Source organism: Streptomyces sp. H51 (genome assembly GCF_035656535.1).
In the GTDB taxonomy this organism is placed as follows: Bacteria; Actinomycetota; Actinomycetes; order Streptomycetales; family Streptomycetaceae; genus Streptomyces.
This window is the reverse complement of sequence record NZ_JAYMHD010000021.1, coordinates 37,765-50,395: the sequence shown is the minus strand read 5'-3', so window position 1 is coordinate 50,395 and position 12,631 is coordinate 37,765. Positions and strand designations below refer to the sequence as shown.

Below are 12,631 nucleotides of genomic sequence, written 5' to 3'. Positions count from 1 at the left end.
CCATGTGCCGCATCTACGGCTGCTTCGGCGGCGAACGCGCCGACCCCCACGTACTGGAGGCGGTGGCCGCGGCGATGCTCCCGGGCGGACCCGACGAACAGACCGTGCTACGAAGCGACGGATGGGCGCTCGGCACCGACCGGCTGGCGATCCAGGGCATCGACTCCGGCCGACAGCCCTTCCGGCTCGGCCCGCTGACCTGCGTCTTCAACGGCGAGATCTACAACCACCGGCAACTGCGCGCCGAACTCGCCGCCCACGGGTACAGCTTCGACGGCGACTGCGACGGCGACGTCCTGCTGCCGCTGTACGAGCTGCACGGCGACGCGTTCACCTCCCGCCTGGAAGGCATGTTCGCCCTCGCGCTCGTCGACGAGCGCGAGGAACCCGTCCTCAAGCTCTTCACCGACCACGCCGGCATGAAGTCGCTCTACTACTACCTGTCCGCCGACGGCCGCCGCCTGCGCTTCGCCTCCGAACTGCGGGCCCTCGGCCGGTTCCCCGACTTCCCCGGCGAACTCGACCCGCTCGCCGTCGACCGCTACCTCGGCGGCAAGGCCGTCTGGGGACCGGGCACCGTCCACCCCCGGGTCCGCACCCTGGAGCCCGGCTCCACGCTGCGCTTCGCCGACGGGCGGACGACGCTCACCCGCACGCCCCTGGCGCCCGCGGAGCCCGACTGGCCCGGCGGCGAGCCGACCGTCGCGGCCGCGGCCGGACTCCTCGACGAACTGCTGCGCACCGAGGTGGGCCGGATGCTCGACGCCGACGTCCCCGTCTGCGTCGTCACCAGCGGGGGGCTGGACTCCAGCTACACCACGGCCCTCGCCGCCCACCTGGTTCCCGAGGTGGCCTCCTTCAACATCGCCTACCGCGGGGACTGGCCGGCCGACGAACGCCACCACGCCGCGGAGGTCGCCCGCCACTGCGGCACCGAACATCACCAGGTGCTCCTCGACCCGGCCGGCTTCCCCGAGCTCGTCGAGCGGTACGTCCGCCACCTCGACCAGCCCAACAACGCCCCGCACGGCCTCAGCACGTTCGCCCTCTTCGAGGCCGTCCACCAGGCCGGTTTCAAGGTGGCCCTGACCGGCGACGGGGCCGACGAACTCTTCGCCGGGTACGCCCGGTTCGTCAAGGCGGACCGGGACGGCGCCGCCACCTGGCACCGCACCTACCAGGGCACCATGGCGGCGGCCGACACGGCGGCCCTCGGCCGGCTCTACACCCCCGACTACCTGGCCCACGTCAGGGACGCGGGAGGCTGCTTCGGCGACCGCAGCGGCGACGAACTCGACCGCCGGGTCCGCTCGGGCGAGCACGGCAAGCTGGAGACGCTGCTGCGCTACGACCAGCAGGAGCGGTTCCCCTACTACATCCTGCGCCGCGTCGACCACCTGAGCATGGCCCACTCGGTGGAGGCCCGCATCCCCTTCCTCCAGCCGTCCGTGATGCGCCTGGCCCGCGCGACCCCCGCCCACGTCAAGGTGGCCGGCGACACCGTGAAGGCGCCGGTGGCCGAAGCCGCGCGGCGCTGGGTCCCGCGGAGCGTCGTCGAGCGGCCCAAGCAGCCGTTCACCCTGCCCGTCACCGCGATGATCAGGCCGGGGGAGGCGCTGTACGACATGATCGGCGACCTCCTCCTCGGCCGCGACGCCCGCTGCCGCGACTACGTCCGGCAGGACACCGTCCAGGACGTCTTCCGCACCCAGACCGAGAACCCCGCGGCGCACGCCGCCGAACTCCTGTGGTCCCTCCTGGTCCTGGAGACCTGGCTGCGCGCCCGCGGCCTCACACCCGCCCCCCTCCCGGAAAGAGCGAGCCGATGACCGACGCGACCGAGACCACGCCCGCCATCACCTCCGTACTGGACGGCGTCACCCGCGACGACATACGCCGTGACCCGTTCCCGCACGTCGTCGTCCGCGACGCGCTGCCGCGGGACCTCTACGACGCCCTGTCCGGGTCGATGCCGACCGCCGAGTACATCGGGCAGCGGATCGGCAAGCCGATCACCTCCAACGAGCGCTACAACTACATGTCGGAGCCGATCCTGGCCGATCCGGCGATGGCACAGGTGTGGAAGGACTTCGTGACCCACCACTCCTCGCCCGCCTTCTACCGGCAGTTCCTCGACCTGTTCCAGGAGGACCTGCTCGACCGTCTCCCCACCGCCGAGGAACAGACCGGCCCGCTGCGCGAGCTGCGCGTGGGCCGGCGCAACCGGGACAGCTTCGAGACCCACGACATCCTCATGGACTGCACGGCCGTCATCAACTCCGCCGTCACCGGCAGGCCGTCCTCCTACCGCGGGCCGCACGTCGACAAGCCGTACAAACTCTTCGGCGGCCTGTTCTACATGCGCCTGCCCGAGGACGACACCGAAGGCGGCGACCTCGTCCTCTACAAGTACCGGCCCGGCGCGCACAAGTTCCGCACCAGCGCCTCCGAGTACGGCGACAACCGCTTCGACATCGACCCGAGCTACGTCGAGGAGGTCACCACCGTCCCCTACCGGAGCAACACGCTGGTGATGTACCCCATCAACCCGCTCGCCCTGCACGGGGTGTCGGTGCGGGCCCTCACCCACCACCAGCGCCGCTTCGTCGCCCTCGTCGGCGACCTCCAGCACCCGCTGTTCGACCTGGCGCTCTGAGAGGCACACCGTGATCCCCTTCGACCAGCGCACCGGCAAGATCTGGTACGACGGCGCCCTCGTGGACTGGGCCGACGCGAAACTGCACGTGCTCACCCACGGACTGCACTACGCCTCCAGCATCTTCGAGGGCATCCGCGTCTACCGCGGCAGACCGTTCCTGCCGGCGGAGCACATCGCCCGGCTGGGCGCCTCGGCCCGCATCCTCGACTTCGACCTCGAGTACGGCGCCGACGAACTCCACGAGGCGACCCTCGCGGTCGTCGCCGAGGCGGGCATCACCGAGGGCTACGTCCGGATGAACGCCTGGCGCGGCTCGGAGATCATCCAGACCGCCGCGCTCCGGACGAGCGTGCACACCTCGGTGGCCGCCTGGGAGCTCCCGGAGGGCTACTACGCCGCCACGGACGTCCTGGAGAAGGGCATCTCCCTGGTGATCGGCCGCTACCGCCGCCCCTCGCCCGAGTACGCGCCGGTCAAGAGCAAGGCGGCCGGCAACTACATGATCGGCACGGTCAGCAAGAACGAGGCACTGCGCGCCGGCTTCGACGACGCGCTCCTCCTCGACGACCGCGGCAACTTCGTCGAGGCGACCGGAGCGCACCTGTTCTTCACCCGGAACGGCGTGCTGCACACCCCGACGACCCGCTGCACCATCGAGGGCATCACCCGGGCGTGCGTGCTGGCGATCGCCGGGCGCGCCGGCATCGACTGCGTGGTCGGCGACCTGCCGCCGGCGTTCGCGGGCGAGGCGGACGGCGCGTTCCTGTGCGGGACCGCCTGCGAGATCCTTCCGGTCGGCCGCATCGGTGATCATTACTACGACCTCGGTGGCAATGACGTACTGCGCGGGATCGTCGCCGGATACCGGGAGCTGGTCGAGGGACGCGTCGACATGAGCACGCGGTAACCAGGAGCGGGGGCACGTGCATGGGAGCGGTGGATGCTGTGGAGAAGCTGGCGCCGGTGGTGCTGGCCTTCGGCTGCGGGGTCGTCCTCGCGAGGCGGAAGGTGGTGCCGGCCGAGAGCTCCAAGGCCTTCGCGGACTACGCCTTCCTCTTCGCCGTGCCCTGCTTCCTGTTCGGGAACATCTACCGCAGCGACCTGGGGACGCTGTTCGACTGGCGGGCCATCACCGGCTACGCGGCCGCGGCCGCCGTCGCGGCCGTCCTCACCGGTGCGGTGGCCGGGGCCACGGGAGTACGCGACCCCCGCGGTGTGGCGCTGCGCATCATGGCGGCCGTCCAGGTGAACACGGCCTACTTCGCCGTGCCGGTGTTCATCATGCTGTTCGGGAACGCGGCACCGATCTTCCCCGTGCTGCTGTTCCAGGTCTGCGTCCTGTCCCTCGTCGTCATCTCGATCATGGAGCTGGGGCGCCCGGACCGCGTCGGCAGCCCCGCACGGCGGCTCGGATCCGCCGTCACCGCCTCACTGATGACCCCCGTCGTCGTCGCCTGCAACGCCGGCATCGTGCTCAACCTGATGCCCGTCACCGTGCCGAAGGTGGTGCTCGACAGCTTCGCCTTCGTCGGCGACAGTGCCTCGCCCGTGGCGCTGTTCGCCCTGGGACTGCACCTCGGCGGCAGCGGCCTGAAGGTACGCGGCACCACCCCGGAGGAGATGTGGATCATCGCCTTCAAGTGTGTCGCGTTCCCGCTGATCACCTACCTGGTGTGCCACGACCTCTTCGGCGTCGACGGCCAGTGGCTCGGCTACCTCGTCCTGATCGCGGCCATGCCCGCGCCGCAGAACCTGTTCATCTTCGCCCAGCGCTACGACGTCGGGGTCGACATGTCCGCCGCCCTCGTCGTCAAGAGCTCGGTCGTCGCACTGCTGCTGCTCCCGCTGTGGGCGCAGTGGGCGGCGCACGCGGCCTGAACAGCGCCGGATCACCGACGGCCGCGCTGTGCCGGGACGCGCGCACGAACCCATCCCCGCCGAACCTCCGGAAAGGCATCACCGTGCCGCACAGCGCGCAGCTCACCAGAATCACCGTCCGGCAGGCCGCCGGCCGTATCGGCGCCGAGATCTCGGGCGTCGACCTCCGTGACGAACTCGACGAGGCCACGGTGCGGGAGATCCGCCAGGCCGTGCTGACCCACCGCGTCGTGTTCTTCCGCGGCCAGGACCTCACCCACGCCCAGCACATCGCCTTCGGCCGCCGCTTCGGCGCGCTGACCCGGCGCCCCGGCGACAAGCACGGCGTCCACCCCGAGGGCCACCCGGAGATCCTCACCGTCGACCCCAGGCGCGACACCGAGCGCTACGGCCCCGACTTCGAGGAGCACTACCGCCGCAAGTGGCTCTCCCCGCTCGCCGGCTGGCACAGCGACCTGACACAGGCCGTCAACCCGCCCAGCCTGTCCATCCTGCGCGCCGAGAAGACCCCGGTCTTCGGCGGCGACACCCAGTGGACCAACACCGTCGCCGCGTACGAGGGCCTCTCGGCGCCGGTGCGGGAGTTCGTGGACGGGCTGACGGCGGAGCACGCCTTCTTCACCGCCGTCCATCTGCGCCACTCCGACGAGCGGGACCGCGAGATCCTCAAGATCTACTGTGCGGACCCGCAGGTCGCCGTCCACCCGGTGGTGCGCGTCCACCCCGAGACCGGCGAGAAGGCGCTCTTCGTCAGCCCGGGCTCGACCACCCGGGTCACCGGGTTCACCGAACTGGAGAGCCGCCACCTGCTGGAGATGCTCTTCCAGCACCTGACCAGCGCCGAGTACACCGTCCGCTTCCGCTGGGAGCCCGGCTCCATCGCCTTCTGGGACAACCGCACCACCTGCCACCTCGCCCCCACCGACTTCGGTCACCTCGACGTCGAACGCGTCATGCACCGCGTCACCGTCCTCGGCGAACCGGCACGGGGACCCCGGGGGTTCGTCTCGCAGCTCGTGGCGGGAGAACCGATGCGCGCCTGGTAGGCGCCGCGGCCCGCGGATCCGGGGCCCGTTCTCAGGCGGTCCGTACCCCGTAGGTGGCCACGCGCACCGACTCGTCGTCCAGGCACTGCCCCGACACCAGGTCGAACCGCTGCTTCAGCAGCGGGGAGGCGACGAACGGGCGGCCCCGGTGGGTGCCGGTCAGGCCGCGGGAGAGCACCGCCGCGCCGCAGAACGGGTCACGGTTGTCGATGCCGTACAGCCGGCCGCCGCGGTCGCGGAACAGGGCGACCTGGCGGCCGTCCGGGAGCAGGGCCGCCACGCCCCGGCCGGGGAGCAGCCGGTCGAGCTCGCAGACCGTGAACCAGTCGTCGTCCAGCCGGAGCTGCACCTTCGGGCCGGTCGTCTCGGGTGCCGGGGTCATCGCCGGGCGCTTCCTTCCAGGAGGTCTTCGCTGAGGTTTTCGCTGAGGTCTTCGGTGATGTCTTCGGCGAGGGCTTCGGCGAGGTCCTCGGTGGGACGCATGCCGATGGACAGCAGGGGCAGGTCGGGCTTGATCTGGCCGCGTTCGGGCACGAAGCCGACGACCGGGTCGGGGGTGCCGGGCGCGTTGACGAAGGACACGAACCGGGCGAGCTTCTCGGGGTCGCCGATGGTCTCCGCCCACTCGTCGCGGTAGTTCGCGACGTGCGCGGCCATCAGCGACTCCAGCTCCTCGCAGATGCCGAGGGAGTCCTCCACGACCACCTCCCGCACGTGGTCCAGCCCGCCGGGGATCCGCTCCAGCCAGGCCGAGGTGCGCTCCAGGCGGTCGGCGGTGCGGATGTAGAACATCAGGAACCGGTCGGTCAGGCGGATCAGCTTCTCGTCCGACAGGTCCTGGGCGAGCAGGTCCGCGTGGCGCGGGGTGGCGCCGCCGTTGCCGCCGACGTACAGGTTCCAGCCGCCCGCGGTGGCGATGACGCCGAAGTCCTTGGACCGGGCCTCCGCGCACTCGCGGGCGCAGCCCGACACCGCCGACTTCAGCTTGTGCGGGGAGCGCAGGCCCCGGTAGCGCAGCTCCAGGTCGATCGCCATGCGCACCGAGTCCTGGACGCCGTAGCGGCACCAGGTCCGGCCCACGCAGGACTTCACGGTGCGCAGCGCCTTGCCGTAGGCGTGGCCCGACTCAAAGCCGGCGTCCACCAATCGTGCCCATATCAGCGGCAGTTGTTCGACGCGGGCGCCGAACATGTCGATCCGCTGGCCGCCGGTGATCTTCGTGTAGAGGCCGAAGTCGCGGGCGATCTCCCCGATCACGATCAGCCCTTCCGGGGTGATCTCACCGCCGGGGACGCGCGGCACGACGGAGTACGAGCCGTTCTTCTGGAGGTTGGCCAGGAAGTGGTCGTTGCTGTCCTGCAGGGCCGCCTGCTCGCCGTCCAGGACGTAGCCGCTCGCGCCGATCGTGGGGGCGAGGGAGGCGATGATCGAGGCGACGGCCGGCTTGCAGACCTCGCAGCCCTCGCCGCCCCGGGCGCCGTCCCGGCCGTAGCGGTCGAGCAGGTCCTGGTAGGTGTCGACGCGCAGGGCGAGGACGATCTCGTACAGCTCCTCGCGGGTCTGCGCGAAGCAGCCGCACAGGCCCTTGTCGACCTCGACGCCGCTCACCTCCAGCTCGGCGGTGACCAACCGGCCCAGCACCTGCACGCAACTGCCGCACCCGGTACCCGCCTTGGTGCATTTCTTCACCTCGGGCACGGTCGTGCACCGGTGCTCGGTGACCGCGCCGCGGATGGTGCCCTTGGAGACGTTGTGGCAGGAGCAGATCACCGCCTCGTCCGGGAGGGCGGACGGCCCGAGCCGGTCGCCGCCCCCCGAACCGGCGGGCAGCACCAGCGACTCGGGGGAGACCGGCGGCACCGACCCGGTCAGCGCGCGCAGCATGCCGTACGCCTCCGCGTCGCCGACCAGGACGCCGCCGAGCAGCCTGCCGTCGCGGCCGATGACCAGCTTCTTGTACAGGCCCGCGCGGGAGTCGGAGTAGACGACGTCCAGGCAGTCCTCGGCCGTGCCGTGCGCGTCGCCGAAGGACGCCACGTCCACACCGAGCAGCTTCAGCTTGGTCGACAGGTCGGCGCCGGTGAACCCCGGCTGCCCGGCCTCGTCCTCGGCGATCGTCGCGGCGGCCGTCTCGGCCTGTTCGTAGCCGGGGGCGACCAGGCCGTACACCCGGCCGTCCACGGCCAGCGCGCACTCGCCGATCGCGAACACGCGCGGGTCGGCGACGGTCCGGCACCGCTCGTCGACCGCGATGCCGCCCCGCTCGCCGACGGTCAGACCGCAGTCGCGGGCCAGCTGGTCGCGGGGGCGCACCCCGGCGCTGAACACCACCATGTCGGTGGCCAGTTCGGAGCCGTCGGACAGCCTCATGCCGGTGACCGCGCCGGCCGCGTCGGTCAGGATCTCCTGCGTGGCTACGCCGGTGTGGACGCTCAGCCCCATCTCCTCGATGGTGCGCAGCAGCGCCGCGCCGCCGCCCTCGTCGACCTGGACCGGCATCAGGCGCGGCGCGAACTCCACGATGTGCGCGTCGAGTCCGAGCCCCTTCAGCGCGCCCGCGGCCTCCAGGCCGAGCAGTCCGCCGCCGACCACCGCGCCGCTCGTCGCGCGCCGCTTCGCGTACTCCTCGATGGCGAGCAGGTCCTCGATGGTGCGGTAGACGAAGCAGCCCTCGGCGTCCTTGCCGGGCACCGGCGGGACGAACGGGTAGGAGCCGGTGGCCAGGACGAGGATGTCGTAGTCCACGACGAGGCCGGACCGGGCGGTCACCTTCCGCGCCGCGCGGTCGATCGTCTCCGCCGGGTCGCCGACGTACAGCTCGATGCCGTGCGCGTCGATGAACTCCTCGTCCGTCAGCGACAGTTCCTCGGGCGTACGGCCCGAGAAGTAGGAGGTGAGCTGCACGCGGTCGTACGCGGGACGCGGTTCCTCGCACAGCACGACCACGCGGTGCGTGGCGGTCAGGCCGCGCTCGGCGAGCGCCTCGAGGAAGCGCTGGCCGACCATGCCGTGGCCGACGAGCACGATCGTGGGGGTGGCCTCCGGGGTGGCGGACATTCAGGAGCCTCCATCGTTGGTGAGCAGGTGGAGCAGGGGGCCGCCGCCGGAGGGCAGCGGCTCCGCTCCCTCCCAGGCGCGGGCGAGCGCGCCGACGGTGCCGAGTTCGCCGACGAGGACCCCGCCGACCAGGCGGTCGTCGCGGACGACGACCTTGCGGTAGGTGCCGCGGGTGGCGTCGGCGAGCTGCACGACGTCGTCGCCGGGACGGGCCTCCGTCTCACCGAACACGGCGAGGTCGAAGTCGGTGTGCCCGGCGGGGTCGGAGCCGGTGTGCCCGGCGAGGGTGAGTCGGGTCAGTGAACGGGTGCCGTTGTAGCGGGCGTTCGCGTCCCCGGCCAGCGACTCGGCCAGTACGTCGGCCTGTTCGAGCGCCGGGGCGGCCAGCCCGTAGACCGTGCCGTCGTACTGCACGCAGTCGCCGATCGCCCGGATGTGCGGGTCGGAGGTGCGCAGCTCGTCGTCGACGACCACGCCCCTGCGGACCTCAAGCCCGGCGGCCCGGGCGAGACCCACCCGCGGACGCACCCCGCAGGCCAGTACCACCAGGTCGGCGTCGAGCGCGTAGCCGTCGTGCAGTTCGACCGAGCGGACCGCGCCGCCGGCGCAGCGCACGTCCCGCACCCGGCACTCGGTGTGCACCTCGACGCCCAGGTCCACGAGGTGCCGGCGCACGAGCCGGGACGCGCTCGGATCGAGCTGACGTTCCATCAGGCGTTCGGACTGCTGCGCCAGGACGACCTGCGCCCCGCGCCGGGCCAGCGCCCGCGCGGCGGAGACGCCGAGCAGCCCGCCGCCGATGACCACCACCCGCACGCCCGGCCGCACGGCCTCGGAAAGACCCAGGCAGTCGTCCATCGTGCGGAACGCGTGCACGCCCTCCGGCAGTTCGTGCCGCTCGCGGGTGAACAGGCCGCGCAGCGGCGGCAGCACCGGGTTGGATCCGGTGGCGAGCACCAGAGTGCCGTACCCGATCGCGGACCCGTCCGCGCAGCTGACGGTCCGCGCGGCCCGGTCGATGCCGGTGACCCGGGCGCGCACCAGCTCCGCGGGCGCGACCCCCGGCAGCGCGATCACGTCCGGGCTGTAGCGGCCCGCGAGCACCTCGGCGAGCAGCACCCGGTTGTACGGGCGGTGTTCCTCCTCGCCGATCAGCGTGACCGGCGTGCCGAGTTCGCCGAGCCGCCGGGCGAGACGGACGCCCGCGAGGCCGGCGCCGATCACCACCACACGCGTATTCGAGGTCATGTCCAGGAGCCTGCGGGGCCGGTGTTACCCGGTGGCATCACCTCTGTTTCCCGTGCGGAACGCTGCCCTCAGTGCGGGAGGGCGGGGGGTGTGAGGCGGGAAGGGGGGTGCCGGGGTGGGGTCAACCCGACCTCGGGGTCTCGTGCGGGCACCATCGTCCACGACCGGTGGCCGCGCGAGTCTGGTGCCATCACAGTCGCACCGGCTCACACAGGGGGAACCACGATGGCCACCACGACGCACAACACCCGGCACGTCCCGGTACGCGAGGCCGCCCCACACGTCCGGGGCGTCGCGCGCGAGCCGTTCACCGTCGGCACCTGGCGCCGTGCCGCCTACCAGGTGATCGCCTTCCCGGTGGGCCTGGCGTGTGTCCCCCTGGCCCTGTGCGGGGCGCCGACGGGCCGGTGGCAGCGCGCCCTGATACGGCGGCTGCTGGGCACCGATCTCGCGGGCGGACCGCGCGCCGGACTGGCCCACGCGCTGCTCGCCACGCCGCTCAACCTGGTCACGGCCGCGGTGACGCTGTACGGCTGGTCACTGGTCCCGATGAACCTGGGCTGGCCCCTGCGGGCCGGTTCCGACCACTCCGACGCGTGGGGCGGGCCCACCTTCGCCGGCGCCTGGGCGTTCCACGCCGTCGTGGGCGGGCTCGGATTCCTGCTGCTGATGCCGTGGCTCGGGCGCGGCCTCACCCGGCTGCAGACCGGCCTCGCCCGGAGGCTCCTGGCCCGGCCCACCCGCACGGCCCACCTCACGGCTGACGCTCACGCGCATGCGCACGCCGACACGCACGCCGACACGGACGCCGACGCGGACGCCGACGCGGACGCCGACGCGGACGCCGGCGGGGACGCCGACGCGGACGCCGGCGCGGACGCCGGCGCGGACGCCGGCGCGGACGCCGGCGCGGACGCCGGCGGGGTGGCGCAGGCGCCCGGTGGCGGTCGGCCCGCCACCACGTGAGACGGGTCGCGAGCGGCCGGGTTCCGCGGGGGCCGGCCGGCGTACGGACAGCGCGGACGGGCGGCCCGACGCCCTCAGCGGCAATGCCCGCCCGCTCCGGTCGGGTCAGCGGCTGCCGGTCAGGTGCGCGAAGACGACCACGTTGCCCCGGTAGCCGGTCGCCCGTGAGTAGCCCCCGCCGCAGGTGATCACCCGCAGCTCGGGCCGCTTCGCCGCGCCGTACACCTTCTCGTCGGGGAAGTGCCCGGCGTCGTAGACCTCCACGGCGTCCACGGTGAAGACGGCGACGCTGCCGTCCCGCCGGTCCACGTCCACCGCGGCGCCCTTCTTCAGGGCGCCGAGACGGTAGAAGACGGCCGGCCCGTCGGCGTTGTCGACGTGGCCGGCGACGATCGCCGTACCCGTCTCGCCCGGCGCGGTGCCGGCCCGGTACCAGCCGGCCAGGTTGCGTTCCGCGGCGGGCGGCACGTCGAGGCTGCCCGCCGGGGTGAGGCCGAGTCCCGTCAGGGGGGCGTCGACCCGGATCGCGGGAATGCGGATGCGCTCGGGTGACGAGGGCGGCAGCGCGGGGGCGCCGGGCCGGTCGCCGTCCCGCGCCGAGTGCGCCTGGGCGGCGGACGGCTGCGGCGGCGGGTGCGCCTCGGTGCCGTTGCGCAGCAGCCACGCGCCCGAACAGAGGGCCGCCGCGGTGACGGCCGCTATGACGACGTTGCCGAACCGGCGCCGGCCGCCGCCCCCGCGGAACGCGGGGCTGCCGGTCCCGGGCGCGCCGGCTGCGCGTGCGCCGAACCGGGAGCCGCCGAACCGGGAGCCGCCGAACCCGCGTGCGCCGATCCCGGACGCGCCGAACCTGCGCATGGCGGACCTCCTCCTGAACTGGGACGGACCCCGTACCCCCTCCGGGCCGCGAGGGGCGTCGGACTCGGAGGGGGAGGGGAGATGCGGTACCGGCGACGGGCAGCGGAGGGTGCCCGTCAGATCCCGTCGCCTCTCGCCCGGCGATGCAGGAGCCAGGTACCGCCCGCGGCGGCGACGGCGAGAGCCGTCACGCCGGCCGCGGTCTGCACGGGATCGGGGCCCAACGCGCCGCCGACCCCCGTCTTGACACTTCCTCTGGGGTGCGCCCGCTCACCGGCCGGGTCCATCGAGACGACCAGGTCGCCGGAGACCTCCCGCCCGTCCCCCTCGCACTTCGCGACGATCTCGTACGTCCCCGGCTGCGCGCTCGGCGGCACCTCGAACCGGCCGGTCGCGTCGCCCCCGGGCCCGTCGGACGTCAGCGGGAAGGAACCGCCGCCCACCGCGTCGGCGTCGACCGTGGCCGTACCGCGGCCGCCGCACGCCGCCGTGTGCACGGTGACCTGCCCGCCCGGTGCGACGGACGCCGGGTACACCTCGACGTCGTCCTGCCCGGCCGCGTGCGCGGCAGGCGCGGCGGCGAGGCCGGCGGCCGCGAGGGCGAGCGCGCTGCCGGTGAGCAGACGGGCGGTACGTCGCATGGTGCTCCTTCGAGCCTTCTCGGGTGTCCCCTGCCCTACCGAGGTAAGAGGCAGCGCGCCGGACGCGCTTGCTGAAGAAGCGTCAGAAAGGGGTTGAACGGGTGTCGCCCCCGGCCCGCCCCGACACCCGCCGCCCCAGCCTTTGGCCAGGTCAGCGGTGCTGTTCGGGCTCACCAGGGAGGGCCGTGAGGAAGCGCGCGGGCCGGAGGGTGAACGGGTGACCCGGCGCACGCGCCCGGCCCCCCGACCCCGGGCTGTAACGGCACGGGGTCCCGCCG

11 protein-coding genes are annotated in these 12,631 nt (G+C 73.0%); 6 read left to right on the top strand and 5 right to left on the bottom strand.

The features are described 5' to 3' along the window. The first annotated feature begins 2 nt into the window (after nt 1-2). The 5 genes from asnB (at nt 3) to VKA29_RS06620 (ending at nt 5,583) form a co-directional block, all read left to right on the top strand. Nucleotides 3-1,829 (top strand): asparagine synthase (glutamine-hydrolyzing), encoded by a 1,827-nt coding sequence (asnB, locus tag VKA29_RS06640; RefSeq protein ID WP_324784261.1) that lies wholly within the window; start codon nt 3-5, stop codon nt 1,827-1,829. Next, a complete protein-coding gene (locus VKA29_RS06635) occupies nt 1,826-2,656 on the top strand; it encodes a hypothetical protein (protein ID WP_324784260.1) in 831 nt (276 codons plus the stop codon). Before asnB ends, VKA29_RS06635 begins: the two co-directional genes overlap by 4 nt. A 10-nt stretch (nt 2,657-2,666) precedes the next feature. After that, complete coding sequence (locus tag VKA29_RS06630; RefSeq protein WP_324784259.1) at nt 2,667-3,566, top strand: aminotransferase class IV; 900 nt, start codon at nt 2,667-2,669, stop codon at nt 3,564-3,566. Nucleotides 3,567-3,586: 20 nt separating this feature from the next. Further along, nucleotides 3,587-4,537: an AEC family transporter gene (locus VKA29_RS06625; RefSeq protein WP_324784258.1), complete on the top strand. Its 951-nt coding sequence runs from the start codon at nt 3,587-3,589 to the stop codon at nt 4,535-4,537. Between the two features lie 83 nt (nt 4,538-4,620). Continuing rightward, entirely contained in the window at nt 4,621-5,583 is a 963-nt protein-coding gene (locus tag VKA29_RS06620; RefSeq protein ID WP_324784257.1) for a TauD/TfdA dioxygenase family protein, read from the top strand. 31 nt (nt 5,584-5,614) lie between these two features. Here VKA29_RS06620 and nirD read toward each other — a convergent pair whose 3' ends face one another. Genes nirD through VKA29_RS06605 form a run of 3 tightly spaced genes read right to left on the bottom strand, consistent with a single transcriptional unit; the run spans nt 5,615 to nt 9,888 of the window. Then, the gene (gene nirD, locus VKA29_RS06615; protein ID WP_324784256.1) at nt 5,615-5,965 is read right to left on the bottom strand and encodes a nitrite reductase small subunit NirD; all 351 of its coding nucleotides are present in this window, start codon (nt 5,963-5,965) and stop codon (nt 5,615-5,617) included. Continuing rightward, nucleotides 5,962-8,640, bottom strand: coding sequence for a nitrite reductase large subunit NirB (nirB, locus tag VKA29_RS06610; RefSeq protein WP_324784255.1), 2,679 nt, complete (start codon nt 8,638-8,640; stop codon nt 5,962-5,964). The genes nirD and nirB overlap by 4 nt, the downstream gene beginning before the upstream one ends. After that, nucleotides 8,641-9,888, bottom strand: coding sequence for an NAD(P)/FAD-dependent oxidoreductase (locus tag VKA29_RS06605; RefSeq protein ID WP_324784254.1), 1,248 nt, complete (start codon nt 9,886-9,888; stop codon nt 8,641-8,643). Between the two features lie 225 nt (nt 9,889-10,113). Between VKA29_RS06605 and VKA29_RS06600 the strand changes: the two genes are divergently transcribed. Next, the gene (locus tag VKA29_RS06600; RefSeq protein WP_324784253.1) at nt 10,114-10,854 is read left to right on the top strand and encodes a hypothetical protein; all 741 of its coding nucleotides are present in this window, start codon (nt 10,114-10,116) and stop codon (nt 10,852-10,854) included. A 105-nt stretch (nt 10,855-10,959) separates the two neighbouring features. Here the strand turns inward: VKA29_RS06600 and VKA29_RS06595 are convergent, their stop codons facing one another. Further along, the gene (locus tag VKA29_RS06595; RefSeq protein ID WP_324784252.1) at nt 10,960-11,712 is read right to left on the bottom strand and encodes a class F sortase; all 753 of its coding nucleotides are present in this window, start codon (nt 11,710-11,712) and stop codon (nt 10,960-10,962) included. A gap of 116 nt (nt 11,713-11,828) precedes the next feature. After that, the gene (locus VKA29_RS06590; RefSeq protein WP_324784250.1) at nt 11,829-12,353 is read right to left on the bottom strand and encodes a hypothetical protein; all 525 of its coding nucleotides are present in this window, start codon (nt 12,351-12,353) and stop codon (nt 11,829-11,831) included. Nucleotides 12,354-12,631: the final 278 nt, after the last annotated feature.

Bases quoted from the DNA above. Each gene is read 5' to 3' on its own strand.
- asnB (WP_324784261.1), top strand. From the start codon at position 3: ATGTGCCGCATCTACGGCTGCTTCGGCGGCGAACGCGCCGACCCCCAC.
- VKA29_RS06635 (WP_324784260.1), top strand. From the start codon at position 1,826: ATGACCGACGCGACCGAGACCACGCCCGCCATCACCTCCGTACTGGAC.
- VKA29_RS06625 (WP_324784258.1), top strand. From the start codon at position 3,587: ATGGGAGCGGTGGATGCTGTGGAGAAGCTGGCGCCGGTGGTGCTGGCC.
- nirD (WP_324784256.1), bottom strand. From the start codon at position 5,965: ATGACCCCGGCACCCGAGACGACCGGCCCGAAGGTGCAGCTCCGGCTG.
- nirB (WP_324784255.1), bottom strand. From the start codon at position 8,640: ATGTCCGCCACCCCGGAGGCCACCCCCACGATCGTGCTCGTCGGCCAC.
- VKA29_RS06605 (WP_324784254.1), bottom strand. From the start codon at position 9,888: ATGACCTCGAATACGCGTGTGGTGGTGATCGGCGCCGGCCTCGCGGGC.
- VKA29_RS06600 (WP_324784253.1), top strand. From the start codon at position 10,114: ATGGCCACCACGACGCACAACACCCGGCACGTCCCGGTACGCGAGGCC.
- VKA29_RS06595 (WP_324784252.1), bottom strand. From the start codon at position 11,712: ATGCGCAGGTTCGGCGCGTCCGGGATCGGCGCACGCGGGTTCGGCGGC.
- VKA29_RS06590 (WP_324784250.1), bottom strand. From the start codon at position 12,353: ATGCGACGTACCGCCCGTCTGCTCACCGGCAGCGCGCTCGCCCTCGCG.